General features: G+C 68.6%; 29 protein-coding genes. 22 read left to right on the forward strand and 7 right to left on the reverse strand.

Annotated elements, in window-relative coordinates; all coding sequences use genetic code 11:
• Positions 1-23: 23 nt before the first annotated feature.
• Complete coding sequence (gene lpxC / locus M0L44_RS02965) at positions 24-959, forward strand: UDP-3-O-acyl-N-acetylglucosamine deacetylase (protein ID WP_252768130.1); 936 nt, start codon at positions 24-26, stop codon at positions 957-959.
• A 16-nt stretch (positions 960-975) separates the two neighbouring features.
• The gene (locus M0L44_RS02970; protein ID WP_252768131.1) at positions 976-1,161 is read left to right on the forward strand and encodes a hypothetical protein; all 186 of its coding nucleotides are present in this window, start codon (positions 976-978) and stop codon (positions 1,159-1,161) included.
• Positions 1,162-1,165: 4 nt separating this feature from the next.
• On the opposite strand, the gene M0L44_RS02975 is transcribed toward M0L44_RS02970, so the two are convergent.
• Complete coding sequence (locus M0L44_RS02975) at positions 1,166-1,795, reverse strand: TetR family transcriptional regulator (RefSeq protein ID WP_252768132.1); 630 nt, start codon at positions 1,793-1,795, stop codon at positions 1,166-1,168.
• A gap of 148 nt (positions 1,796-1,943) precedes the next feature.
• On the opposite strand from M0L44_RS02975, the gene M0L44_RS02980 reads away from it, so the two are divergent.
• The 5 genes from M0L44_RS02980 to M0L44_RS03000 all read left to right on the forward strand — a co-directional run bounded on the left by M0L44_RS02980 (position 1,944) and on the right by M0L44_RS03000 (position 8,895).
• Entirely contained in the window at positions 1,944-3,197 is a 1,254-nt protein-coding gene (locus tag M0L44_RS02980; protein WP_252768133.1) for an efflux RND transporter periplasmic adaptor subunit, read from the forward strand.
• Positions 3,198-3,213: 16 nt separating this feature from the next.
• Positions 3,214-6,393, forward strand: coding sequence for an efflux RND transporter permease subunit (locus M0L44_RS02985; protein WP_252768134.1), 3,180 nt, complete (start codon positions 3,214-3,216; stop codon positions 6,391-6,393).
• On the forward strand, positions 6,393-7,820 hold the full coding sequence (locus tag M0L44_RS02990; RefSeq protein ID WP_252768135.1) for an efflux transporter outer membrane subunit: 1,428 nt from the start codon (positions 6,393-6,395) through the stop codon (positions 7,818-7,820). Before M0L44_RS02985 ends, M0L44_RS02990 begins: the two co-directional genes overlap by 1 nt.
• Positions 7,821-7,944: 124 nt before the next feature.
• The gene (locus M0L44_RS02995) at positions 7,945-8,232 is read left to right on the forward strand and encodes an autorepressor SdpR family transcription factor (protein WP_252768136.1); all 288 of its coding nucleotides are present in this window, start codon (positions 7,945-7,947) and stop codon (positions 8,230-8,232) included.
• Between the two features lie 177 nt (positions 8,233-8,409).
• Positions 8,410-8,895, forward strand: coding sequence for an SdpI family protein (locus M0L44_RS03000; RefSeq protein WP_252768137.1), 486 nt, complete (start codon positions 8,410-8,412; stop codon positions 8,893-8,895).
• Here M0L44_RS03000 and ruvC read toward each other — a convergent pair.
• From ruvC to dusB, 4 genes are all read right to left on the reverse strand, one after another.
• Entirely contained in the window at positions 8,889-9,443 is a 555-nt protein-coding gene (ruvC, locus tag M0L44_RS03005) for a crossover junction endodeoxyribonuclease RuvC (RefSeq protein WP_252768138.1), read from the reverse strand. The genes M0L44_RS03000 and ruvC overlap by 7 nt on opposite strands.
• Positions 9,444-9,560: 117 nt before the next feature.
• Positions 9,561-11,147 (reverse strand): bifunctional phosphoribosylaminoimidazolecarboxamide formyltransferase/IMP cyclohydrolase, encoded by a 1,587-nt coding sequence (gene purH, locus M0L44_RS03010; protein WP_252768139.1) that lies wholly within the window; start codon positions 11,145-11,147, stop codon positions 9,561-9,563.
• Positions 11,148-11,202: 55 nt separating this feature from the next.
• Entirely contained in the window at positions 11,203-11,442 is a 240-nt protein-coding gene (locus tag M0L44_RS03015; protein WP_022981057.1) for a Fis family transcriptional regulator, read from the reverse strand.
• 50 nt (positions 11,443-11,492) lie between these two features.
• On the reverse strand, positions 11,493-12,533 hold the full coding sequence (gene dusB, locus M0L44_RS03020) for a tRNA dihydrouridine synthase DusB (protein WP_252768140.1): 1,041 nt from the start codon (positions 12,531-12,533) through the stop codon (positions 11,493-11,495).
• A gap of 117 nt (positions 12,534-12,650) precedes the next feature.
• Here dusB and M0L44_RS03025 point away from each other — a divergent pair, with 117 nt between their 5' ends.
• Both M0L44_RS03025 and M0L44_RS03030 read left to right on the forward strand, forming a co-directional pair.
• Positions 12,651-13,136: a YqaA family protein gene (locus tag M0L44_RS03025; RefSeq protein WP_252768141.1), complete on the forward strand. Its 486-nt coding sequence runs from the start codon at positions 12,651-12,653 to the stop codon at positions 13,134-13,136.
• 80 nt (positions 13,137-13,216) lie between these two features.
• Positions 13,217-14,713 (forward strand): carboxypeptidase M32, encoded by a 1,497-nt coding sequence (locus M0L44_RS03030; protein WP_252768142.1) that lies wholly within the window; start codon positions 13,217-13,219, stop codon positions 14,711-14,713.
• A gap of 32 nt (positions 14,714-14,745) precedes the next feature.
• Here M0L44_RS03030 and M0L44_RS03035 read toward each other — a convergent pair whose 3' ends face one another.
• The gene (locus tag M0L44_RS03035) at positions 14,746-15,258 is read right to left on the reverse strand and encodes a phasin family protein (protein WP_252768143.1); all 513 of its coding nucleotides are present in this window, start codon (positions 15,256-15,258) and stop codon (positions 14,746-14,748) included.
• A gap of 68 nt (positions 15,259-15,326) precedes the next feature.
• Positions 15,327-15,617 carry a copper-binding protein gene (locus M0L44_RS03040; RefSeq protein ID WP_252768144.1) on the reverse strand — a complete coding sequence of 97 codons (291 nt, stop codon included), beginning with the start codon at positions 15,615-15,617 and terminating at the stop codon, positions 15,327-15,329.
• 203 nt (positions 15,618-15,820) lie between these two features.
• Between M0L44_RS03040 and argB the strand changes: the two genes are divergently transcribed.
• The 13 genes from argB to tatB all read left to right on the forward strand — a co-directional run bounded on the left by argB (position 15,821) and on the right by tatB (position 24,746).
• Positions 15,821-16,732 carry an acetylglutamate kinase gene (argB, locus tag M0L44_RS03045; protein ID WP_252768145.1) on the forward strand — a complete coding sequence of 304 codons (912 nt, stop codon included), beginning with the start codon at positions 15,821-15,823 and terminating at the stop codon, positions 16,730-16,732.
• Positions 16,733-16,740: 8 nt separating this feature from the next.
• Entirely contained in the window at positions 16,741-17,664 is a 924-nt protein-coding gene (locus M0L44_RS03050; RefSeq protein WP_252768146.1) for a DMT family transporter, read from the forward strand.
• Complete coding sequence (locus M0L44_RS03055; protein WP_252768147.1) at positions 17,654-18,349, forward strand: pyrimidine 5'-nucleotidase; 696 nt, start codon at positions 17,654-17,656, stop codon at positions 18,347-18,349. The genes M0L44_RS03050 and M0L44_RS03055 overlap by 11 nt, the downstream gene beginning before the upstream one ends.
• Positions 18,349-18,999: a nucleoid occlusion factor SlmA gene (gene slmA, locus M0L44_RS03060; RefSeq protein WP_252768148.1), complete on the forward strand. Its 651-nt coding sequence runs from the start codon at positions 18,349-18,351 to the stop codon at positions 18,997-18,999. The genes M0L44_RS03055 and slmA overlap by 1 nt, the downstream gene beginning before the upstream one ends.
• 106 nt (positions 19,000-19,105) lie before the next feature.
• The gene (locus M0L44_RS03065) at positions 19,106-20,971 is read left to right on the forward strand and encodes a bifunctional metallophosphatase/5'-nucleotidase (protein ID WP_252768149.1); all 1,866 of its coding nucleotides are present in this window, start codon (positions 19,106-19,108) and stop codon (positions 20,969-20,971) included.
• A 63-nt stretch (positions 20,972-21,034) separates the two neighbouring features.
• Positions 21,035-21,928, forward strand: coding sequence for an ATP-binding protein (locus M0L44_RS03070; protein WP_252768150.1), 894 nt, complete (start codon positions 21,035-21,037; stop codon positions 21,926-21,928).
• Positions 21,925-22,377, forward strand: a complete 453-nt coding sequence (locus M0L44_RS03075) for an NUDIX domain-containing protein (protein ID WP_252768151.1) — start codon at positions 21,925-21,927, stop codon at positions 22,375-22,377. Before M0L44_RS03070 ends, M0L44_RS03075 begins: the two co-directional genes overlap by 4 nt.
• Before the next feature lie 39 nt (positions 22,378-22,416).
• Entirely contained in the window at positions 22,417-22,809 is a 393-nt protein-coding gene (gene hisI, locus M0L44_RS03080; RefSeq protein WP_225863054.1) for a phosphoribosyl-AMP cyclohydrolase, read from the forward strand.
• Positions 22,810-22,817: 8 nt separating this feature from the next.
• The gene (locus M0L44_RS03085; protein WP_252768152.1) at positions 22,818-23,168 is read left to right on the forward strand and encodes a phosphoribosyl-ATP diphosphatase; all 351 of its coding nucleotides are present in this window, start codon (positions 22,818-22,820) and stop codon (positions 23,166-23,168) included.
• The gene (locus tag M0L44_RS03090; RefSeq protein ID WP_252768153.1) at positions 23,165-23,524 is read left to right on the forward strand and encodes a DUF4870 family protein; all 360 of its coding nucleotides are present in this window, start codon (positions 23,165-23,167) and stop codon (positions 23,522-23,524) included. The genes M0L44_RS03085 and M0L44_RS03090 overlap by 4 nt, the downstream gene beginning before the upstream one ends.
• A gap of 9 nt (positions 23,525-23,533) precedes the next feature.
• On the forward strand, positions 23,534-23,881 hold the full coding sequence (locus tag M0L44_RS03095; protein ID WP_252768154.1) for a histidine triad nucleotide-binding protein: 348 nt from the start codon (positions 23,534-23,536) through the stop codon (positions 23,879-23,881).
• Between the two features lie 99 nt (positions 23,882-23,980).
• Complete coding sequence (tatA, locus tag M0L44_RS03100) at positions 23,981-24,214, forward strand: Sec-independent protein translocase subunit TatA (protein ID WP_252768155.1); 234 nt, start codon at positions 23,981-23,983, stop codon at positions 24,212-24,214.
• Between the two features lie 34 nt (positions 24,215-24,248).
• Entirely contained in the window at positions 24,249-24,746 is a 498-nt protein-coding gene (tatB, locus tag M0L44_RS03105; RefSeq protein ID WP_252768156.1) for a Sec-independent protein translocase protein TatB, read from the forward strand.
• The last annotated feature ends 1 nt before the right edge of the window (position 24,747 follow it).

Genomic DNA, 24,747 nt, shown 5'->3' on the forward strand with positions numbered 1-24,747 from the left:
GACCCGGATCCTCGCCTGCCTCCATGCTCCAGCAACGCACCCTCAAGTCCCTGACCCGCGCCGTGGGCGTGGGCCTGCACAGCGGCCAGAAGGTCGAGCTGACCCTGCGGCCGGCGGCACCGGACACCGGCATCGTGTTCCGCCGTGTGGACCTGCCTCAGCCGGTGGACATCCCGGTGCGCTTCGATTCGGTCTGCGACACCCGCATGGCCTCGACCATCTCCCCGGGCGGTGACCCTGGCGCGCCCAAGGTCCAGACCATCGAGCACCTGATGTCGGCCTGTGCCGGCCTGGGCATCGACAACCTCTACGTGGACATCACCGCCGACGAGGTGCCCATCCTGGATGGCTCCTCGGCCTCCTTCGTGTTTCTGCTGCAGAGTGCGGGCATCGAGCTGCAGAAGACCCCCAAGCGCTTCCTGCGGGTCAAGAAGACGGTGGAAGTGCGCGAAGGCGAAGGCCGGCGCCTGCTCTGGGCCCGCCTGGAGCCCTACCACGGCTACAAGCTCACCTTCCAGATCGACTTCAACCACCCGGCCGTGGACGCCACGCCGCAGGAAGTGACCTTCGACATGGGCTCGGGCCGCTACAAGCAGGAGATCGCCCGCGCCCGCACCTTCGGCTTCACCAAGGATGTCGAAGCCATGCGCTCGCGCGGCCTCACCCTGGGGGGCAGCATGGACAACGCCATCGTCATCGACGATTACAGGGTGCTCAACAGCGAAGGCCTGCGCTACGACGACGAGATCGCCAAGCACAAGATCCTCGACGCCATCGGCGACCTCTACATCGGTGGCCATCCCCTGCTGGCGGCTTACACCTCCTTCAAGGGGGGGCACGCCCTGAACAACAAGCTGTTGCGCCAGTTGCTGGCCGACGAAAGCGCCTACGAGATCGTCACCTTCGAGGACGAGAAGAAGGCCCCGGCCGGCTTTGCCGAGCTGGCGCCGGCCTGGTGAACGGGGCGGGCACGCGATGTTCGTTTTCCGTCTGGTCTTCGGCCTGCTGCTGGTGGCGGGGCTGCTGTGCTTCGCGGCCTACGTGGCCACCGGCAACCCGCTCTGGCGTCGCCGTGGCCTGGTGACGGTCAAGTGGACCCTGATCGCGGCCCTGGGGGCCGCGGCGGTGTTGGTGCTGGAACGGCTGCCGGCCCTGCTCTGAGCGTTCAGTCGACGGGGCCGGCCAGGCCGCGCAGAAAGCTCACCACCCCCGCGCGCGCCACGGGCAGCAGCTCGAAGGCGGTGGGCCGGCGGGTCCAGTTGTGCATCAGGCCGTCGACCATCGCGAAGAGGGCCGTGGCCTGGGCGCGGCTGTCCAGGTGGGGGGGCAGCTCGCCCCGGCGCATGGCCTGACGCAGCAGGCGGTCGATCTCGGCGATGTAGCGTCCCACGCCATCGTCACAGCGGGTCAGCACCGGGCTCATTTCGTCGGTGTACTCGGTGAAATGCATTGCGATCGTGAAGACCCGCCGCAGCCGGCCGTCGGTGCTCAGCTGTTCCAGCGGGGCCAGGGCCAGCGCGGTCACCGCGGACAGAGGATCCGGGTGCTCCTCCTCGATCTGCTCGGCATCGTCCATGGCCCATTCACAAGGCAGCAGGACGCGGTCCATCATGGCCGAGAAGAGTTCGGCCTTGTCCTTGAAGTGCCAGTAGATGGCCCCGCGCGTCACCCCGGCTGCGGCAGCCACCTGCTGCAGTGACGTGCGCGCAACACCCTGAGACTCGAACACCTGTTCGGCAGCGTCCAGAATGCGGTGGCGTGTGGCCAGAGCGTCTTCCTTGGTTCGGCGCGCCATGGCTTACCTCGGCATAACCCTGTTGTGGAACATACATCCAGGATTGTATGTAAACTCGCCGTTTGATTTTGTTCTCCCTCACAAGCCCCACCTCCGTCAAGGTTGACCCACCTGGCGGCGGTTTGACACGAGTCAACAAAGGATGAGCATGGCTTTGAAGCCCCAGACTGCGCTGGATCCGGCGCCCCTGTCTTCCTCCACGGCGTTGGTGCGCCGTCTCCCTGTGCGGCCGCTGGCTGGTCTGGCGACCGTGGCGCTTGCCGCCGTGCTGGCCGCCTGCGGTCAGGGTGCGGGAGGACCGCAGGGTGGGCAGATGCCGCCAGCCCCGGTGGGGGTCATCACTGCCAAGACCTCCACGGTGGACGTGAGCACCGAGTTGCCCGGCCGCCTGGAGGCCATCCGCACGGCCCAGGTGCGCGCCCGCGTCACCGGCGTGGTCAAGCGCCGGTTGTTCACCGAAGGCAGCGTGGTCAAGGCCGGGCAGAGCCTGTTCGAGATCGATCCGGTGCCCTACCGCGCCGCCCTGGACAGCGCCCTGGCCACCGAGGCCAAGGCTGAAGCCGTGCTGATGCAGGCCCAGGCGACGCTGGAGCGCAACCGCCCGCTGGCCCAGGCCAAGGCCATCAGCGACCAGGATTGGGTGAGCACCCAGGCCAGCTTCAAGCAGGCCCAGGCCGACGTGGCGGCGGCCAAGGCAAACGTCGTGCAGGCCAAGCTCAACGTGGACTACGCCAGCGTGCTGTCGCCCATCAGCGGCCGCATCGGTCGGGCCGAGGTGACCGAGGGGGCCCTGGTCAGTGCGGGCGAGGCCACGCTGCTGGCCACCGTTCAGCAGATCGACAGCCTGTACGTCAACTTCACCCAGTCCGCGGCCGACGCGATGAAGCTCAAGCGCGCCGTCGAGGCCGGCAAGTTTCAGAAGGCCGGTTCGGCCGAGGTGCACGTGGTGCTGGATGACGGCACCGTGTACCCGGTGGCGGGCAAGCTGCTCTTCTCGGACATCACGGTGGACAGCACCTCCGGCCAGGTGACGCTGCGGGCCGAGCTGCCCAACCCCAAGGGCGAGCTGCTGCCGGGCCTCTATGTGAAGGTGCGCATCGCCACGGCACGGGCCACCGATGCCATCCTGGTGCCGCAGCAGGCCGTCTCCCGCGGCACCACCGGCGACACCGTGATGGTCGTCACGCCCGACAAGCAGGTCAGCGTGCGCCCGGTGCAGCTGGGTGGCACCCAGGGCAGCCAGTGGGTGGTGTTGGGCGGCCTGCAGCCCGGCGACCAGGTGGTCGTCGATGGCTTCCAGAAGATCCGACCCAAGGCCGCCGTGAATCCGGTGCCCTGGACGCCGGAAGGTGCCGCTTCTGCCCCCGCGGCGGCGGCGCCGGCCTCGGCGGCCAGCCACTGAGCCAGGAGCGCATCGCATGCGATCCCGTTTCTTCATCGACCGGCCCATCTTCGCGTGGGTCATCGCGCTGTTCATCGTCGTGATCGGGGCGGCGGCCATCACCCGGCTGCCTGTGGCCCAGTACCCGACGGTGGCACCTCCCTCCATCGTCATCACCACGGCCTATCCGGGCGCCTCCGCCCAGGTGCTGGAAGACAGCGTGCTGTCCGTCATCGAGCAGGAGCTCAACGGCGCACCCGGCCTGATCTACATGGAGTCCAGCGCCGACGCCAACGGCGCCGGCTCCATCACCGTCACCTTTGAGCCGGGCACCGATGTCTCCATCGCCCAGATCGAGGTGCAGAACCGGCTGAGCCGGGCCACGCCACGGCTGCCTGCGGCCGTGACGCAGCAGGGCGTGCGCATCGACAAGGCGCGCTCGAACTTCCTGCTGTTCGTGATGATGACGTCGAAGAACCCGGCCTACGATCCCGTGGCCCTGGGTGACTACGCGGCGCGGAACATCCAGCCGGAGCTGCTGCGCATCCCCGGCGTGGGCCAGGCCCAGCTGTTCGGCACCGAGCGTTCGATGCGCATCTGGGTCGACCCGGCCAAGTTGGTGGGCTACGGCCTGTCGACGGCCGACGTCAATGCGGCCATCGCCGCGCAGAACCTGCAGGTCTCGGCCGGCAGCATCGGCGCGCTGCCCGCGGACAAGGGCCAGACGATCTACGCGACGATCAACGTCAACGGCCAGCTCCACACGGTCGAGGACTTCGGCAAGATCATAGTGCGGGCCAACACCGACGGCTCCACGGTGCGCCTGAAGGACGTCGCCCGCATTGAGGTCGGCGGTCAGGCCTACACCAGCTCCTCGCGCCTGAACGGCGTGACGGCCTCGGGCATCGGCATCCAGCAGTCGCCAGGCGGCAATGCGCTGGCCACGGCCACCGCGATCAAGCGGCGCATGGCCGAGCTGCAGAAGTACATGCCGGAAGGGGTGAGCTACGACATCCCCTACGACAGCTCCAAGTTCGTGAAGATCTCGATCGAGGAGGTCGTCAAGACCCTGGTCGAGGCCATCGCGCTGGTGTTCATCGTGATGCTGGTGTTCCTGCAGAACATCCGCTACACGCTGATTCCGACCATCGTGGTGCCGGTGGCGCTGACGGGCACCTTCTCGGTGATGCTGGCGCTGGGTTTCTCGATCAACGTGCTGACGCTGTTCGGCATGGTGCTGGCCATCGGCATCCTGGTGGACGATGCCATCGTGGTGGTCGAGAACGTCGAGCGCATCATGGCCGAGGAGGGCCTGTCGCCGCATGACGCGACGATCAAGGCCATGGGGCAGATCACCGGCGCCATCATCGGCATCACCGTGGTGCTGGTCTCGGTGTTCCTGCCCATGGCCTTCTTCAGCGGCTCGGTGGGCAACATCTACCGCCAGTTCTCGCTGTCGATGGCGGTGTCCATCCTGTTCTCCGCCTTCCTGGCCCTGACCCTGACGCCCGCCCTGTGCGCAACGCTGCTCAGGCCCGTGTCCGAGGACCACCACGAGAAGAAGGGCTTCTTCGGCTGGTTCAACCGCCGCTTCAAGCGCACCGCCAAGGGCTATGAAGGCCTGGTGGCCCGGGTGCTGCCGCGTGCCGGCCGCTACCTGGTGATCTACGCCGCCATCGTCGGTGCGGTCGGCTTCCTGTACACCAAGCTGCCGACCTCCTTCCTGCCCAACGAGGACCAGGGTTACCTGATCGTCAACATCCAGCTGCCGCCGGGGGCTTCGCAGACCCGCACCTCGGCCGTGGTGGGCCAGGTGGAGCAGTTCTTCCTGCATCAGCCCGAGGTGGACAAGGTGGTGGGGGTGCTGGGTTTCTCGTTCGCCGGCTCCGGCCAGAACGCGGCCCTGGCCTTCGTGCCACTCAAGCCCTGGGATGAGCGCAAGGGGGCTGAGCACTCGGCCCAGGCCCTGGCCGGCCGGGCCTTCGGGGCGCTGATGGGCATCCGCGATGCCTTCATCTTCCCGCTCAGCCCGCCGCCCATCCCCGAGCTGGGCACGGCCACCGGCTTCAGCTTCCGCCTGCAGGACCGCTCCGGCCAGGGTCATGAGGCCCTGCTGGCCGCGCGCAACCAGATGCTGGGCATGGCCATGCAGAGCAAGGTGCTGGCCGGCGTGCGGCCGGACGGCCTGGAAGACGCGCCGCAGCTGCAGCTGGACATCGACCGTGAGCGTGCGGCCGCCCTGGGCGTGTCCTTCAGCACAGTGGGCTCGGTGCTGTCCACGGCGCTGGGCTCCACCTACGTGAACGACTTCCCCAACGCGGGTCGTCTGCAGCGGGTGGTGGTGCAGGCCGAGGCCGCGACCCGCATGACGCCGGAGGACATCCTCAAGCTCTACGTGCCCAACAGCAAGGGCCAGCAGGTGCCGCTGTCCGCGTTCGCCTCGACCCGCTGGGTCAACGGTCCGATCCAGACCATCCGCTACAACGGCTACCCGGCGATGAAGATCGCCGGTGACGCCGCGCCGGGCTATTCGACCGGCGATGCGATGAACGAGATGGAGAAGCTGGCCAGCCAGCTGCCGCCGGGCTTCGGCTTCGAGTGGACAGGCCAGTCGCGTGAGGAGAAGCTCTCCGGCTCGCAAGCCATCTACCTGATGGCCTTCTCGATGCTGGCCGTGTTCCTGTGCCTGGCCGCGCTGTACGAGAGCTGGAGCATTCCGGTGGCGGTGCTGCTGGTGGTGCCGCTGGGCGTGCTGGGCTCGCTGTGCGGTGTCTGGCTGCGGGGCATGCCCAACGACGTGTACTTCAAGGTCGGCCTGATCACCATCATCGGCCTGTCCGCGAAGAACGCCATCCTGATCATCGAGTTCGCCAAGGACCTGCAGGCCGAGGGCAAGAGCCTGCTCAAGGCCACGCTGGAAGCCTGTCACCTGCGCTTCCGTCCGATCATCATGACCTCCTTCGCCTTCATCCTGGGCGTGCTGCCGCTGGCCATTTCCAGTGGTGCCGGCTCGGCCAGCCAGCGGGCGATCGGCACGGGCGTGATGGGCGGCATGATCACGGCCACGGTGCTGGCCGTGTTCATGGTGCCGGTGTTCTATGTGGTGATCCGCCGCCTCTTCAAGGGCGGCCACGTCAGCGGCCACAACACGATGATCTCTTCGGAGAAGACTGAAAACGCCGTGGGCGGCATGCTGCCCGGCGAGGAGGACCGCTGATGATCCGGCGTCTGACGATGACCCTGACCCCGCTGGCCCTGAGCCTGGGCCTGGCGGGTTGCCTGAACCTGGCGCCGGACTACCAGCGCCCGGCGCTGCCGGTGCCGGCGGCGCTGCCGGAGGCCTCAGCCGCTGCCCCGGCGGCCCTGCCGGGTTGGCGTGAACTGGTCCGTGACGAGCGTCTGCGCCAGGTGCTCAACCGTGCACTGGCCCAGAGCCGCGACCTGCGGGTGGCGGTGCTGAACGTGGAGCGCAGCCGGGCCCAGCTGCGCATCACCGATGCCGACCGCTGGCCAGCACTGAGCGTGGGCGTGACCGGCCAGCGCGCACCCAACAGCAGCGGCAACGAGACCAACACCTTCACCGGGGGCTTGCAGCTGGCGTCCTACGAGCTGGACCTGTTCGGCCGGCTGCGCAACAACAGCGATGCCGCCAGCGCCACCCTGCTCAGCAATGCGGCGGCGGCCCGCTCGGCCCGGCTCTCGCTGGTGACGGCCACCGCCACCGCCTGGCTGACGCTGGCGGCCGACGAGGAACAGCTGCGCCTGGCCCAGCGCACGCTGGCCACGCGTGACGAAACCCTGCGCCTGGTCCGTCTGCAGGCCGATGTGGGGGCGGCTTCCGAGCTGGACCTGCGCGGCGTGCAGACCCTCTCGGCCCAGGCCCGCGCCACGGTGGCTCAGTTGCAGCGCCAGCGCGATGCCGATCTGAACGCGCTGAACCTGCTGGTCGGCGAGTCCCTGCCGCCTGAGCTGCTGCCCGGCTCGATGGCGGCCACCGACGCCCATTGGCTGGCCGACGTGCCGGCCTTTGCCTCTTCCGACCTGCTGCTGGGTCGCCCGGACCTGATGCAGGCCGAGCAAAGCCTGGTGGCGGCCAACGCCAACATCGGCGCAGCGCGCGCGGCCCTGTTCCCGGCCATCACCCTCAGCGGCAGCTACGGGGTGGCCAGCGACAGCCTGTCCGGCCTGATCCACGACGGCATCACCGCCTCCACGATCAGTGGCTCCGTGCTGCTGAGCATCTTCGACGCAGGCCGCCGCCAGGCCAATGTGAAGGTGGCCGAGGTCAATCGTGACATCGCCGTGGCCCAGTACGAGAAGGCGGTGCAGACCGCCTTCAGCGAGGCGGCCACCGCGCTGCAGGGCCAGGCGCAATGGCGGGCCCAGGTGCAGGCCCAGAGCGGCCTGCTGGAAGCCGAGCGCGAGCGCTACCGCCTGACCAAGCTGAAGTACGACGTGGGGGCGGCCAGCCAGCTGGACTACCTGGACATCGAGCGCTCGCTGGCCAGTGCCGAGCAGGCCCTGGTGCAGGTGCGCCTGGGCGAGCTGCTCAACCGCCTGAGCCTGTACAAGGCCCTGGGCGGCGAGGAGCGGGGCACACCACTGAGCGCCGAAGCCCCCGCCAGCGCAGCCGAGCCGTCCTGAGCCCACGCTGAGCCGACCTGCCGGCCCGGTCACGGAGTGCTCCGTGGCCGGGCTTTTTCATGTGTCGACGCATCGTCTTCCGGGCGCACTTGACATTTATTCTGTCATTGGCGAAATTGCGAATATGGACAAGATCTTCAAAGCCCTGAGCGACCCGACGCGGCGCCGCATCCTGCAGCTGCTGCGCGAGCGTGACATGACTGCCGGTGAATTGGCCGACCGCTTCACCCTGGGCAAGTCCACCTTGTCCGCCCACTTCCAGGTGCTGCGTGACGCTGAGCTGGTGACCTCCACCAAGTCCGGCACCAGCATCACCTACCGGCTCAACCTGTCGGTGTTGGAAGAAGCCTTGTTGAGCTTTGGCGACCTGTTCGGCCTGGCCCACCGGCGCGGCGAGGCTCCCCATGGCTGAGACCCTGGCACGGCACGCTCAGCAGGGCCTGTTGTTGGGCAATGCCGCACTGGGCGTCTGGGCCTGGACCCGCCTGCCGGCTGACACGCAGGTGCCCTCCACTTCGGGCTGGACGGCCAGGCCGATGGGTGGGCTGCGCCCCTGCCGGGTCTGCTGTGCCTGCCCGCGCTGGCGCTGTTGCTCTACGGCCTGCGCCTGGGGCTGCCGCATCTCGATCCGCGTGGCGAACACCTGCGGCAGTCCGCGCGGGCGCTGGATGCGATCTGGCTCACTTTGCTGGGCTTCCTGGCCGGCATGCAGGTTTTCATCGTGCTGCAGGCCCTCGGCTGGATCGGGCCCGTGCCGCAATGGCCGGTCTGGGCCCTGGCTGCGTTGATGGCCGGCATCGGCAATGTGATGGGCAAGTTGCGGTCCAACTTCTTCGTGGGCGTCCGCACCCCCTGGACGCTCAGCAGCGAGCAGGTGTGGGACCAGACCCACCGCTGGGCAGGACGGCTGTTCGTCGGTGCCGCCGCCGTGCTGGCGGTGCTGGCTGGGGCCATGCCCCGTTCAGCGGCCCTGCTGCCGCTGGCCGTGACGGTGCTGGTCCTGGCCAGCCTGGCACCGGTGCTGCAGTCCTGGCGGCTGTGGCGGGCCGCACAGGGCGGTTCGGCGGATCAGTAAGTCCGCCCGCCCTTGAACTGGGCGTGGGTGCGGCGGTTCAGGGTGGTGGCCTGGGCCATGGCGGCGAAGGAGCCACCGGCGTGCACATGGGTGATGGCCAGGCCCAGCGCGTCGGCCGCGTCCTTGCTGGGCAGGCCGGGCAGGTTCAGGAGGCGTTTGACCATCTCCTGGATCTGGTCCTTGCGCGCATGGCCGTGCCCCACCACCGACTTCTTCATCTGGAGCGCGGTGTACTCGTTGACCGGCAGGCCGCAGGTGGCCAGGGCGGTGATGGCCGCGCCCCGGGCCTGGCCCAGCAACAGCGTGCTCTGCGGGTTCACGTTGACGAAGACGATCTCGCAGGAGGCCTGGTCGGGCTCGTAGCGCCGCACCACCTCCTGCACGCCCTCGAAGATCATCTTCAGCCGGCCGGGCAGATCGCCCAGCGTGATGCCGCTGGTGGTGCGGATGGTGCCGCTGGCCACGTACTGCAGCTGGCTGCCGTCCTTCTGGACGACGCCGAAGCCGGTGCACTGCAGGCCAGGGTCGATGCCGATCACGCGGGTCATGGCGGGCATGTTAATCGCTGGGTGATGGTGGGCCGGCGGACATGAAAAAGCCCGGCGCGGGGCCGGGCTGCAGCGCAGGGCGGCGTGCGCCCTGGGCGGGAGATCAAACGCGGACGCTCAATGGCGGAAGTGGCGGGTGCCCGTCAGCACCATCGCGATGCCGCGTTCGTCGGCGGCGGCGATCACTTCCTCGTCGCGCATCGAGCCACCCGGGTGGATGACGCAGGTCGCGCCGGCGTCCACCACCACGTCCAGGCCGTCGCGGAACGGGAAGAAGGCGTCGCTGGCCACGGCCGTGCCCGACAGGCTCAGGCCGGCGGCCTGGGCCTTGATGCTGGCGATGCGGGCCGAATCCAGGCGGCTCATCTGGCCGGCGCCGACGCCGAAGGTCATGCCGTCCTTGCAGAACACGATGGCGTTGGACTTGACGAAGCGCGCCACGGTCCAGGCGAACTTCAGGTCTTCCATCTGCTGGGCGGTAGGCTGCAGCTTGGTGACCACCTTCAGTTCGCCGACCACGTCGATGTTGTCGGCCGACTGCAGCAGCATGCCGCCGCCCACGCGCTTCATGTCCAGCGCGTTGACGGCACGGCTCACCGGCACTTCGAGCAGGCGCACATTGACCTTGCTGGCGTAGGCGGCGCGGGCGGCCGGCGTGATGACCGGGGCGATCGCCACTTCGACGAAGTGCTTGTTCGCATTGATCTTCTCGACCACGTCGGCGTCCAGCGGGCGGTTGAAGGCGATGATGCCGCCGAAGGCACTGGTCGGGTCGGTCTTCAGGGCCTTCTCATAGGCTTCCAGCAGCGTGGCGCCCACGGCCACGCCGCAGGGGTTGGCATGCTTGACGATCACGCAGGCCGGCACGTCGAAGGCCTTGACGCATTCCCAGGCAGCATCGGCGTCGGCGATGTTGTTGAAGGACAGCTCCTTGCCCTGGATCTGGGTCCAGCCGGCCAGCAGGCCCTCGGCGACCTTGGCTTCCTTGTAGAAGGCGGCGCTCTGGTGTGGGTTCTCGCCGTAGCGCATGCCCTGTACCTTGTGCAGCTGCAGGTTGAAGACGGCGGGGTATTCCTCGCGCTTCGGAACCTCGGCGGTCTTCTCTTCCGAACCGGCCTCCAGCGAGGTCAGGTAGTTGCTGATCATGCCGTCGTAGGCGGCGGTGTGCGAGAACACCTTCTTGGCCAGCATGAACTTGGTCTTGCGGGTCAGGGCGCTGCCCTTCGAATCGGCCAGTTCGGCCAGCACCTGCGGGTAGTCGGTCGGGTCGATCACCACGCCCACGTCCTGCCAGTTCTTGGCCGCGGCGCGCAGCATGGCGGGGCCGCCGATGTCGATGTTCTCGATCGCGTCCTCGAAGGTGCAGTCGGCCTTGGCGGTGGCCTGGGCGAAGGGGTAGAGGTTGATGATCAGCAGGTCGATGGTGCCGATGCCGTGCTCCTTGAGCGCGGCCATGTGCTCGGGCACATCGCGGCGGGCCAGCAGGCCGCCGTGCACGCGCGGGTGCAGGGTCTTGACGCGGCCGTCGAGCATCTCCGGGAAGCCGGTGATCTCGCTGACCTCGGTCACCGGCAGGCCGGCCTGGGCCAGCAGCTTGGCGGTGCCGCCGGTGGACAGCAGGCGGATGCCGTGGCCGTGCAGGGCCTGGGCGAATTCGACGATGCCGGTCTTGTCGGAGACCGAGAGCAGGGCGGTGAGGGCCATGGTGGTGTGCGTTTGGATGGAAGAAAAGGGGAGGGCGAGGCGGCGGGTCAGCGGCTCACTTGATCAGCTTGTGCTCGACGAGCTTGCGGCGCAAGGTGTTGCGGTTGATGCCCAGCCACTCGGCGGCCTTGCTCTGGTTGCCGTCGGCCTGTTGCATCACGACTTCCAGCAGCGGCTTCTCGACCGTGCGGATGACCATGTCGTGCAGCGAATGCGGCTCGGCGCCGCGCAGGTCCTTGAAGTACTGGTCCAGCGTCTCACGGACGCAGGCGTCGATGTCGTTGTTCTTGCTCATGGGTCAGGCAATGGGGCGGCCTCCAGGCCGGCGGTCGCGACCGCGCGGCGTCAGGCTTGTTGTGCAAGCGCGTCCTGGTTGGCAGCCGGTGGGGTCGAGGGCAGCAGCCGGTGGGTGTCGGCCAGGGCCTCGAAAAAGGTGGTGACCGCGCGCAGCTGGGCCTCGCAGTCGTCCAGGGTGTTCATGGCGGCGCGGAAGGCCTCGCCGCCGGGCAGGGCGCGCACCGCCCAGCCGATGTGCTTGCGCGCGCTGCGCACGCCCGCGTCCTCGCCGTAGAGCGCATAGTGGTCGCGCAGGTGCTCGGTCAGCCAGGCCTGCACCTCGCGCGTCTCGGGCGGGGGCAGGTGGGTGCCGGTGGTCAGGAAGTGGGCGATCTCGCGGAAGATCCAGGGCCGGCCCTGGGCCGCGCGGCCGATCATCACCGCATCGGCGCCGGTGGCCTGCAGCACGGCGCGGGCCTTCTCGGGCGAGTCGATGTCGCCATTGGCCACCACCGGGATGCCCAGCGCGGCCTTCACCGCGGCCACGGTGTCATATTCGGCCAGGCCCTTGTAGCCCTGCTCGCGGGTGCGGCCATGCACCGTCACCATGGCCACGCCGGCGGCCTCGGCGGCGCGCGCCAGGGCCACGGCATTGCGCTCGGTGTCGCACCAGCCGGTGCGCATCTTCAGCGTCACGGGCACGCCGCGCGGGGCGCAGGCGGCCACCACCGCCTCAACGATGGCGATGGCGCCCGGCTCATCGCGCATCAGGGCCGAGCCCGCCCACTTGTTGCAGACCTTCTTGGCCGGGCAGCCCATGTTGATGTCGATGATCTGGGCGCCGCGGTCGATGTTGTAGGCGGCGGCCTCACCCATCATGCCCGGCTCGGTGCCGGCGATCTGCACCGCGATCGGCGCGGTCTCGCCGGTGTGGTCGGCCCGGCGCGAGGTCTTGAGCGAATTCCACAGGTCCCTGCGCGAGGTGACCATCTCGCTGACCGCATAGCCGGCCCCCAGGCGCTTGCACAGCGTGCGGAACGGCCGGTCCGTCACCCCGGCCATCGGGGCAACGAACAGCTGGTTCGGCAGCTCATGGGGGCCGATGCGCATGGGAGGAGGAGGTGGGGAATTGCTTAAAAAGGAGGCAGGATTATAGACCTCCCGCTGCCGGCCGCCCGGCGACCCCGGGGCCCGCTGCGTGGGGGCGAGGCGGGCCACAATCACGCCATGGATTCCTGGATGCACACCCTGCTGTCCTGGCTGGCCCTGCCGGAGTTCGGCCTGAGCACCCTGTTCCTGGTGGCCCTGCTGTCGGCCACCCTGCTGCCGATGGGGTCGGAGGCGGTGCTGTTCGGCCTGGTCAAGCTCAACCCCGAACTGCTGTGGCCGGCCATCGTGGTGGCCACGCTGGGCAACACCGCCGGTGGCGCCATCACCTGGTGGACGGGCTACGGGGCCGAGCGGGCCTACGAGCACCTGCGCCACCGCCCGCCCCGGGAGTTGCGCCTGCTGCAATGGTTGCAACGCTTCGGCCCGCGGGCCTGCCTGGTCAGCTGGCTGCCCATCGTGGGTGACCCGCTGTGCGCGCTGGCCGGCTGGCTGCGTCTGTCCTTCTGGCCCTGTGTGGGCTACATGCTGGTGGGCAAGTTCCTGCGCTATGTGGTGATGACACTGGCCTTGCTGGGCTGGTTTCCGGGAACCTGGCAGCCCTGAGTGCTCCCCGGGCGGCCTTGGCATCCCCCCTTGGAGGGAACCCCCTCCCGCCACCGGGGGACGGGCGCCACAATGCCCGGATGTCACAAGCTCACCCTGCCTACGACGCGCTGACCGAGCGCCATGGCCGCCTGCACCGGCTGGCCCACCTGCAGTCCCTGGCCCACTGGGACCAGGCCGCCTTCATGCCGCCCGGCGGCAACGACGCCCGCACGGCGGCCCTGACCGAACTGGCCGGGCTGCTGCACCGCCAGCGCACCGACGAGGCGATCGGGCCGCTGCTGGCTCAGGCGGCGCAGGAGCCGCTGGACGACTGGGCGCGGGCCAATCTGCGCGAGATGCAGCGCGACTGGCAACTGGCCACCGCCCTGCCGGCGGCCCTGGTCGAACGCCGCTCGCTGGCCGTGTCCCGTTGTGGCCAGGCCTGGCGCCAGCAGCGCCCGGCCAATGACTGGGCCGGCTTCCTGGAGAACTTCCGCCCGGTGCTGGCCGTGGCGCGCGAGGAAGCCCGCCTGCTGGCCGAGCGCAGTGGCCTGTCGCCCTACGACGCGCTGCTGGACCAGTACGAGCCCGGCATGACCCGCGCCGGGGTGAAGAAGGTCTTTGACGAGGTGCGGCAATGGCTGCCGGGCCTGATCCAGGCGGCGGTGGCGCGCCAGGCCGCCCAGCCGCCGCTGATCGAGGCCCGCGGCCCCTTTCCCGTGGAGGCCCAGCGCCGCCTGAGCGAACAGGTCATGCACCTGCTGGGCTTCGACTTCAACGCCGGTCGGCTTGATGTCAGCGCCCATCCCTTCACCGGCGGTGTGCCGGAGGACGTGCGCATGACCACCCGCTTCAACGAGGCGGACTTCCTCTCGGCCCTGATGGGCACGGTGCACGAGACCGGCCACGGCCGCTACGAGCAGAACCTGCCGCGCGAATGGCTGGGCCAGCCGGTGGCGCTGGCGCGCTCCATGGCCCTGCACGAAAGCCAGAGCCTGTTCTTTGAAATGCAACTGGGCTCGCACCCGGGCTTCGCCGCCCTGCTGGCCCCCATGCTGGCCCAGGCCTTCGGGGCCCAACCCGCCTTCGAGCCGGCGAATCTGCAGCGCCTGATGACCCGGGTGCAGCCCGGGCGGATCCGCGTGGAGGCCGACGAGGTGACCTACCCGGCCCACATCCTGCTGCGCTTCGACATCGAGCAAGCCCTGATCGACGGCACGGCCCAGGCCGAGGACATCCCGGCGCTGTGGGACGCGGGCATGCGCGAGCTGCTGGGCATCGACACCCGCGGCAACTACCAGGATGGCCCGATGCAGGACGTGCACTGGCCCGAAGGTCTGTTCGGCTACTTCCCCTGCTACTCGTTGGGGGCCATGTACGCGGCGCAGTGGTTTGCGGCCCTGCGGCGCGCCATGCCGGACGTGGACGAGCGCATCGCCCGCGGCGAGCTGGCGCCGGTGTTCGACTGGCTCAAGCAGTCCATCTGGCAGCAGGGCAGCCGCTGGACCACCCGCGAACTGACCGAGCGGATCAGCGGTGAGCCGCTGAACCCGGCCCACTTCAAGGCCCATCTGGAAGCCCGCTATCTGGGCTGAGGGCGAGTGCGCGAGCCGCCGGCGGAGCGACTTCAGGTGGCTTCGTCGGGTGGCGCGGCCTTGGTGGCCACGGCCGGCCGGCTGCGCTTGCGGGCGGGTGCCGCGCCCGAGGCCTGAGCCGCCCGGCTCTTGCGGGCGGGGCGGGCGGCCTTCTTCAGGGCATCCACCTCCTGGCGCAGTCGGCCCACCTCGGCCTGCAGCGCCACCCAGGCCGCCGATGAAGGCAGGCCCAGGCGTTCCAGCCACAGCTGGCTGCGCGTGTCCAGGGCGGTTTCCAGGCGTTCCCAGGGTCGGCCGGCCTTGTCGGCCAGGGCCTCGGCCTTGGCGCTGAGCTGCTCCAGCGGGGTCTGCACCTTGCTCTGCAGGTGCTCGCCTTCCTTGACCAGGGCGTCGAAGACCTTGTTGCCCTCGGACTGGGCCTTGGCGAAGGCGCCCAGCCCGGCCAGCCAGATCTCCTGGGCCGATTGGCGCAGCGTGGCGCGCAGGTGGGGATCCTCGGCGGTCTGCGAGGAGCCGGTCTCAGCGTTCGCGGATGGGTCGGTCATGCCTGCATCTCCTTGGATGGGATGCCGCATGGTGAACCCATTGCCCGGCCGGGATCAAGAGCCTGCCGTCAAGGCAGCTTGCGAATGGCGGTGACCACGTACTGTCCGTCGACCTGGGCGGCCTCGAAGCTCACCTTGTCGCCCTCGGCCAGGCCGTTGAGCAGGCTGGGCGGCGTGGCCTTGAAGACCATGGTCATGGGCGGCATGTCCAGGTTGGCGATGGGGCCGGACTTGATGGTGATCTTGGCCTGGGCGGCGTTGATCTTGCGGACCTCGCCTTCGGCGGCCAGGGCGCTCAGGGACAGGCCGGCCAGCAGGGCAGCGGTCCACAGGCGCAGGCGGCGGGGTGTCTGGAACATGGCGAATCTCCTTCGGTACATTCAACGCGCCACCGCGGGCGGGCGCTGACAAGGGTGAGCGGACGAGGGTACCAGCAAGCCCGACGGCCCCGTGCCTACAATGCCCTGGCTGTCCGGATTCCCGGGCGCCGCGGCTGCCGCCGCGGGCCGCCGGACGGCATCGCCACCCCCTGTTGTCTGACGCCGCCACCGGCCCTGCCACCATGAGCAACGACGCGCCCGAGCCCTCTTCCCTGGACGCCATCCAGCCCCGCGACAAGGCCGAGATCCTGGCCCAGGCCCTGCCTTACATCCGCAAGTTCCACGGCAAGACGCTGGTCATCAAGTACGGCGGCAACGCCATGACCGATCCTGCGTTGCAGCAGGATTTTGCCGAGGACGTGGTGCTGCTCAAGCTGGTGGGCATGAACCCCATCGTCGTGCACGGCGGTGGCCCGCAGATCGACGCCGCGCTGGCCAAGATCGGCAAGAAGGGCACCTTCGTGCAGGGCATGCGCGTGACCGACCCCGAGACCATGGACGTGGTCGAATGGGTGCTGGCCGGCGAGGTGCAGCAGGACATCGTGGGCCTGATCAACGCCGTGGGCGGCAAGGCCGTGGGCCTGACCGGCCGAGATGGCGCGATGATCCGCGCCCGCCAGATGCGCTTGGCCGACAAGGACGACCCGAGCAAGACCCACGACGTGGGCCAGGTCGGCGAAATCGTCTCGATCGATCCCAGTGTGGTGAAGGCCCTGCAGGACGACGCCTTCATTCCCGTCATCAGCCCGATCGGCTTTGGCGAGAAGAACGAGAGCTACAACATCAACGCCGACCTGGTGGCCTCCAAGCTGGCCGAGGTGCTCAAGGCCGAGAAGCTGCTGCTGCTGACCAACATCCGCGGTGTGCTGGACAAGGCCGGCAACCTGCTGACCGATCTGACTTCCCGCCAGATCGACGAACTGGTGGCCGATGGCACGATCAGCGGCGGCATGCTGCCCAAGATCGCTGGCGCGCTCGATGCTGCCAAGAGCGGCGTGAATGCCGTGCACATCGTCGATGGCCGGGTGCCGCACGCCATGCTGCTGGAGATCCTGACCGACCAGGCCTACGGCACGATGATCCGTTCGCACTGATGGTGTGGATGATGTCCGGCTCCCGTTCCGTCGCTGCTCTGGCCGCAGCCTGCTCGGCGGGCTTCCTGTGGGGCACCGGTGCCCTGGTGGTCAATCTCTTGATCGCCCGTTTCGGGATCGCGCCCGAGAACATCTCCTTCTGGCGCTTCGTGATCGGTGGGCTGGGTTTGCTGGCCGTGTTCGGCCGTGCCGGCCTGCTGCCTGCATTTCAGCGGGAGGCGGCGCTGTTGGGGGCCGCGGGGAGCTGCATGGCGCTCTATGTTCTGTGCTGGTTCCTGGGCATCGCCCGCATCGGGGCGGCCGTGCCGACGCTGATCGCGTTGTGTCTGCCACCGGTGCTGGTCACGCTGTCGGCGGTGCTGCGCGGGCGGGAGCGTCTGGATGGCCCGCTCGCCTTATGGCTGGCGATGGCCCTGGCGGGCACGGTGGCGGTGGTCTGGCGCAGCGGCGAGGGGCCGCTGTCGCAGGAACCCTCCATGCTCTGGTCGGGCATTGCCTTCTCGGTGGCCTCGGCTGTGCTGTATGCGGCCTTCACCTTGGTGAGTGGCCGGCTGTCGCAGCGGCTGGGGGCCGGTCGCGCAACGACCGGACTGACCCTGGTTGCGGCGGCGGTGATGGGCCTGACCGCTGTCTACTCCCCCCTGTCCTGGCCGCGCGAGTTGCCGCCGGAGGCCTGGTTGCTGTACCTGGGCCTGTTCACCGCCGCGCTGGCATTGCTGGCCTTCAGTTGGGGGGCCGCCCGGCTGAGCCCCACCGCGCTCACCGTGGCCACCCTCGTGGAGCCCTTGACGGCAGTGCTGCTGGCAGCACTGCTGCTGGGCGAACAGATGGGTTGGAGCCAGTGGCTGGGGGCTGCGCTGATGCTGGCCAGTATTGCCGGCCTGGGTGTGCGCGACGCCCGCCAATCGCCTGGAGACCGGCATGCGCTGTGATCCAGGCCGGCGGGTCTGGCTGTTCGACCTGGACAACACGCTGCACAACGCCGGCGCCTCGGCCTTCCGTCACTTCGATGTGGCGATGAACCGCTACATCGAGGACACCCTGGGCGTGCCCGCGCAGGAGGCCGACCGCCTGCGGGCCCACTACTGGGCCCATTACGGCAACACCCTGGTGGGCCTGGTGCGCCACCACGGCGTGCAGGTGGAGCACTTCGTGCGCCTCACCCACGCCTTTCCCGGGCTGGAAGGGGAGCTGGCCGCCCATGTGCACGACCTCGCCGCGCTCAAGCGCCTGCCGGGCCGCAAGATCGTGCTGACCAATGCGGGCCGGGGCTACGCGGTGCGGGTGCTGCGCGCCCTGGGGGTGCTGGGCTGCTTCGAGGCCGTCATCGGCGTGGAGCAGATGCGCTGTTTTGGCGATCTGCGGCCCAAGCCCGATGCGCGCATGCTGCGCCTGCTGGCCGCCCGGCTGAAGGTGCCGGTGCAGCGCTGCGTGCTGGTGGAAGACAGCCTGATGAACCAGAAGGCGGCGCACCGGGTGGGCATGCGCGCGGTGTGGATGCAGCGCTGGGCGCGGGGCCACGGCCACGGGCCGGAACGGGGTGCTCGCCTGCGCCGTCGGCCCGCCTACGTGTATGCCAGAATCGGCTCGCTCCAACAGTTGCACCGCCTGTCGTGATGTCTGACCTGCCTGAAGCCCTGGAACCGGAAGCCGAGACAGTCAGCACGAGCGAAGCCGTGAGTGCCCCGGCCGCACGCAAGCGGCCCAAGCCCGGCGAGCGGCGGGTGCAGATCCTGCAGACCCTGGCCGAGATGCTCGAGCAGCCCGGCGCCGAGCGCATCACCACCGCGGCCCTCGCCGCGCGCCTGTCGGTCAGCGAAGCAGCGCTCTATCGCCACTTCGCCAGCAAGGCCCAGATGTTCGAGGGCCTGATCGAGTTCATCGAATCCTCCGTCTTCACCCTGCTCAACCAGGTGGCCGAGCGCGAGCAGGCCGGCCAGGCCCAGCGCATGCTGCAGGTGCTGCTGCAGTTCGGCGAGCGCAACCCCGGCATGACCCGTGTGATGGTGGGCGATGCCCTGGTGTTCGAGCACGAGCGCCTGGGCCTGCGTATGAACCAGTTCTTTGACCGGGTGGAGTCGCTCCTGCGGCAGAGCCTGCGTCTGTCCGCCGAAGCGGCCGGTTCGGCCACGCCGACTGTGGAGGCCAACGGCCAGGCCTCGGCCCTGACCTGCTTCGCCATCGGTCGCCTGCAGCGCTTCGCGCGCTCGGGCTTCCGCCGCCTGCCCACCGAGCAGCTGGACATCGCCCTGCGCGCGCTGGGCTGAGGCCGGCGACATCGCCCCCAGAACATGGGGGCATCGCGCTTCCGTCAAGCGGCTGTCACGGGCCGGCCGCTCCAATTGGGACTCCAACAACACGCAGGGAGTCCCCATGTTCGCTCTGAACCGCCTGGCGCTGGCCCTGATGGCCGCGCTGGCCGTCGCCGGTGCCCACGCCGCAGCCGGCGCCAAGACCACCATCGTCCGCGCCGCCGCGGCCAAGGACACCAGCAACCCCGTGATCAAGGTGCTGGCGCTCAACGACTTCCACGGTGCGCTGGAGTCTCCGGGGACCTACAAGGCCGACGGCAATGCCGCAGCCGTGCCGGCCGGGGGGGTGGACGAGATCGCCGGCTACATCGCCGCGGCGCGGGCCGCCAATCCGAACACCGTGGTCGTCTCCGCGGGCGACCTGATCGGCGCGAGTCCGCTGGTCTCGGCCCTGTTCCACGACGAGCCGACCATCGAGACCATGAACCGGGCCGGCCTGGACTTCAACGCCGTGGGCAACCACGAGTTCGACGACGGCAAGGCCGATCTCAAGCGCATGGCCCAGGGCGGCTGCCACCCCACCGACACCGTCAACAGCTGCCGCGGTGCGGATGTGGGCACGCCGGTGCCGTTCGAGGGCGCGCAGTTCAAGTTCCTGGCGGCCAATGTGGCCAACGCCAAGACCGGCGACACGCTGTTCAAGCCCTATGGCATCAAGGCCTTCAAGGCTGGCGGCAAGAAGGTCAAGGTGGCCTTCATCGGTCTGACCCTCAAGGAAACGCCGCAGATCGTCACACCCTCGGCGGTCAAGGGCCTGGTGTTCAACGACGAGGCGGCCACCATCAACCGGCTGGTCCCCGAGCTGCGTGCCCAGGGCGTGGAGGCCATCGTCGTGCTGATCCACCAGGGCGGCGTGCAGACCGGCTCCACGGTGGACATCAACGCCTGCGCCGGCAACCTGGACGGCTCGCCGATCAAGACCATCGTCAGCCAGCTCGATGACGCGGTGGACCTGGTGATCAGCGGCCACACCCATGCGGCCTACAACTGCCAGCTGCCGCTGGCCTCGGGCCGGCTGATTCCGGTGACCAGTGCCAACACCCAGGGCAAGGTGCTGACCGACATCGACATCACGCTGGACCGCGCCACCGGCCAGGTGGCCGCCATCACCGCGCAGAACAAGGTGGTGGACCGCAGCAACGCCGCCATCGTGCCCAACGCGCAGATCGCCGGCATCGTGGCGGCCTACAAGGCCCTGGCCGCGCCGGTGGCCAACCAGGTGATCGGCGCCATCACCACCGACGTACCGAACACCAAGGACGCCGCCTGCAACATGCCCGCGGGCGACCTGATCGCCGATTCGCAGTGGGCCGCCACCAGCCCGTCCAACCTGGGCGGCGCGCAGTTCGCGCTGATGAACCCGGGCGGCGTGCGCAACCCGGGCTTCCTCTACGCGGGCAGCGCGGTGGGCGAGGGCGATGGCAACGTCACCTACGGCGAAGCCTTCACCGTCCAGCCCTTCGGCAACAGCCTGGTGACGCTGACGCTGACCACCCAGCAGGTGCGTGACACGCTGGAGCAGCAGTTCCCCGGCTGCCTGGGGCAGACCAGCACCTACGCCAAGGTGCTGCTGCCCTCCAAGGGCATCCGCTACGAATGGGACTACACCCAGGCCTGCGGGGCCAAGGTGCGTAACCTGACGCTGACCAGCGGGGCTGGCGTGCAGACGCTGGTGGATGCCGCGGGCCAGGTGGTGGATGCCGGCAAGACCTGGCGCGTGACGGTCAACAACTTCCTGGCGGATGGCGGGGACGGCTTCAGCGCGCTGAAGGGCGGCAGCAACCGCCTGGGCGGCGCCCAGGACATCGATGCGCTGTCGGCCTACCTGGCCGCCTACAAGGCGCCGGCCCCGGCCTATGACCCGGCGGCGGCCAACCTGGGCAAGCCGCGCATCGCGCGCCTGGACGTCGGCACCAGCTGCCCCTGAACCGGCGGCGGGCCGGCCCGTGCATGGGCCGGCCCGCCTCCTGCGCCTCGTACACTCGGGGTCATGAACCTGGAAGATCTGGAGCCCCTGCTGCTGCGTGCCGAGCGGGTGCTGGAACGGCTGGAGGCCTGGCTGCCCCGGCCCTTGGGTGCGCCCGATTGGGATTTGTCGACGGCGTTTCGCTATCGCCGTCGGCAGGGCATGGGACGGCTGGAGCCGGTGCGTCACGTGTCGACGATCCAGCTGGCCGACCTGCACGAGATCGAGCCGCAGAAGGAGCGCCTGTGGCGCAACACGGCGCAGTTCGTCTCGGGCCAGCCGGCCAACAACGTGCTGCTCACCGGGGCCCGTGGCACCGGCAAGAGCTCGCTGATCAAGGCCTGCCTGAACACCTTTGCCGACCAGGGCCTGCGCCTGATCGAGATCGACAAGGCCGATCTGGTGGACCTGCCCGATGTGGTGGAGCTGGTGTCGCGCCGACCCGAGCGCTTCATTGTCTTCTGCGATGACCTGAGCTTCGAGGAAGGCGAGTCCGGCTACAAGGCGCTCAAGTCCATCCTGGACGGCTCGGTGGCCGCAGCCAGCGACAACCTGCTGATCTACGCCACCAGCAACCGGCGCCACCTGCTGCCCGAGACGATGAAGGACAACCTCAGCTACCAGCACACCGAGGATGGGGAACTCCATCCCGGCGAAGTGGTGGAGGAGAAGATCTCCCTGTCCGAGCGCTTCGGCCTGTGGATCAGCTTCTACCCCTTCAGCCAACCGGAATATCTGGCCATCGTCGCGCAGTGGCTGTCGCACTTCGGCCTGGATGCCGCCGCCATCGAGGCGGCCCGGCCTGAGGCCCTGGTGTTCGCGCTGGAGCGCGGCTCCCGCTCGGGTCGGGTGGCCTACCAGTTCGCACGCGATCTGGCGGGGCGCCGGGCCCTGGACAGCGGGGCCGGCAGCGCATGAGCGGGGCCTCCACAGAACGCACGCCGGTCGATGTGGCCGTGGGCGTGCTGGTCGAGCGCGACGGCACCGGGCGGGAAGGGCGCTTCCTGCTGACCTCCCGGCCCGAGGGCAAGGTCTACGCCGGCTACTGGGAATTCCCGGGTGGCAAGCTGGAGGCCAGCGAAACCGTGCACGAGGCCCTGGCCCGTGAGCTCTGGGAGGAGCTGGGCATCCGCATCGGCGAGAGCTTCGCCTGGCAGGAGCTGGTGATGGACTACCCCCACGCCCGGGTGCGTCTGCATTTCCGCAAGGTCTACGAGTGGAGCGGTGAGTTCCAGATGCGTGAGCAGCAGGCCATGGCCTGGGAGACCCTGCCGGTGGCCAGCCACCCGGTGCTGCCGGGCACTGTTCCCGTGCTGCAGTGGTTTGCCGCCGAGCGCGGTTTCACCGGCCCGACCCACCGCGACTGAGCCGGCGGCCCGGCTTCACGCTTCGCTACACTGCCGCCCATGGATTGGTTGGATCACATCAAGTGGGACCGTGACGGCCTGGTGCCGGTCATCGCCCAGGAAGCCGCGACCGGCGACGTGCTGATGTTCGCCTGGATGAACCGCGAGGCCCTGGCCCGCACCGCCGCGCTGAAGCAGGCGGTGTATTTCAGCCGTTCGCGCCAGAAGCTCTGGCACAAGGGCGAGGAGTCCGGCCATTTCCAGCAGGTGCACGAGATCCGCGTCGACTGCGACCAGGACGTGGTGCTGCTGAAGATCACCCAGCTGGGCCATGAGCCCGGCATCGCCTGCCACACCGGCCGCCACAGCTGCTTCTTCGAGCGGCTGGAGGGCGACCAATGGCAGGCCGTGGACCCGGTCCTGAAGGACCCGGCCACCATCTACAAGGCATGAGCATTCCCATGAGTTCGAACGACACGCTGCAACGCCTGCACGAGGTGATCGAGAGCCGGCGCGGTGGCGACCCCGACAAGAGCTATGTCGCCCGCCTGTTCCACAAGGGCACCGACACCATCCTGAAGAAGGTGGGCGAGGAGGCGGTCGAGACCGTGATGGCCGGCAAGGACGGCGACCGCAGCAAGATCATCTACGAGATGGCCGACCTGTGGTTCCATTCCCTGGTCGCGCTGGCGCACTTCGGCCTGTCACCGGCCGATGTGCTCACCGAACTGGAGCGGCGCGAGGGCCTGTCCGGCCTGGAAGAATTCGCTGCCCGCAAGGCGCAGCAGCGCGAACACAAGGAGGGTTCATGAACGATGTCGTCAACACCGCCCCGTCGTCCGAACGGCTGGCCAGCCTCAAGCAGCTCACGCTGATCACCTACATCCTGTATGCGCTAAGTGCCGTGATCGGCTTCACCGCCATCGTCGCGGTGATCATCAACTACGTGAAGCGCGAGGACACGGCCGGCACGATCTACGAAAGCCACTTCACCTGGCAGATCCGGACCTTCTGGTTCAGCCTGCTGTGGGCGGTCCTGGGCTTCATCACCGTGATCGTCGGCGTGGGCTTCATTGTGCTGTTCGCCGACTCGGTGTGGGTCATCTACCGTATCGTCAAGGGCATTCTCAACTGGAACGACGGCAAGCCCATGCCGATCAAGGCCTGAAGGTCACCCATGCACACCGATCCCGATTGCCTCTTCTGCAAGATCGTCGCTGGCCAGATCCCTTCGAAGAAGGTCTACGAGGACGAGGACGTCCTGGCCTTCCACGACATCCATCCCTGGGCGCCGGTGCACTTCCTGATCATCCCCAAAACCCACATCGCCACCATGGCCGACGTCACGCCGGCCGAGCAGGCGCTGATGGGCAAGATGATGATCCTGGCACCGCAGCTGATGGCCCAGTTGGGCGTGACCGGCGGCTTCCGCCAGATCATCAACACCGGGCGCGACGGTGGGCAGGAGGTCTACCACCTGCACATGCACGTCATTGGTGGGCCGCGCCCCTGGGCCAAAGGCTGATCGGGGCTGCGCGGCTTGTCGGGTCCGTGACACGGGCTTGACGCAAAGTGTCACGGAGCCCCCCGTAGAATCGCAAGATTCGTTTTCTGGAGAATTGACATGGGATCGTTCAGCATCTGGCATTGGCTGATCGTGCTGGTCGTGGTGGTGCTGATCTTCGGCACCAAGAAGCTGAAGAACGTGGGCACCGACCTGGGTGCTGCCGTCAAGGGCTTCAAGGACGGCATGAAGACCGGCGCAGAAACCGATGAACCGGCCCCTCCCCAGGTGACCGCGAAGAAGTCGACCGCCGACAGCAACACGGTGGACGTCGACGCGCGCCCCAAGTCCTGAGCGTGTGCATGCCTGACCTCGTCTTCGCCGCAGCATGATCGATTTCGGCTTCGACAAGCTGGCCCTTATCGGTGCGGTGGCCCTGATTGTCATCGGCCCTGAGAAGCTGCCGCGCGTGGCCCGCACCGTGGGGCATTTCATCGGCAAGGCCCAGCGCTACGTGGCGGATGTGAAGGCCGAGGTCAACCGTTCGATCGAACTGGAGGAGCTTCAGAAGATGAAGTCCCAGTTTGAGACCGCCGCGCGTGACGTCAGCCAGAGCGTGCAGCAGGAAGTCCAGCAGGCGGCCAGCGCCGTTGAAAGCGCCTGGAAGCCCGAAGGCAGTGCCGAGTACGCCGGTCTGGAGACCACTGCGCCGGCGTCCTTGACCTCCTCGGGCTGGACACCGGCCTACCAGCCTCCACGCAAGCGCTGGCGCATGAAGCGCGGAGCCGTGCCCCGCTGGTACAAGCAGCGCCAGGGTGTGCGCATGCATGTGCAGTCCGGTGCCGCGCGCGTGGCCCGGTTCCGTCCGCCCCATTCCGGGGCCTGAA

The sequence above is a fragment of the Ideonella oryzae genome (genome assembly GCF_024055665.1).
GTDB lineage: Bacteria > Pseudomonadota > Gammaproteobacteria > Burkholderiales > Burkholderiaceae_C > Ideonella > Ideonella oryzae.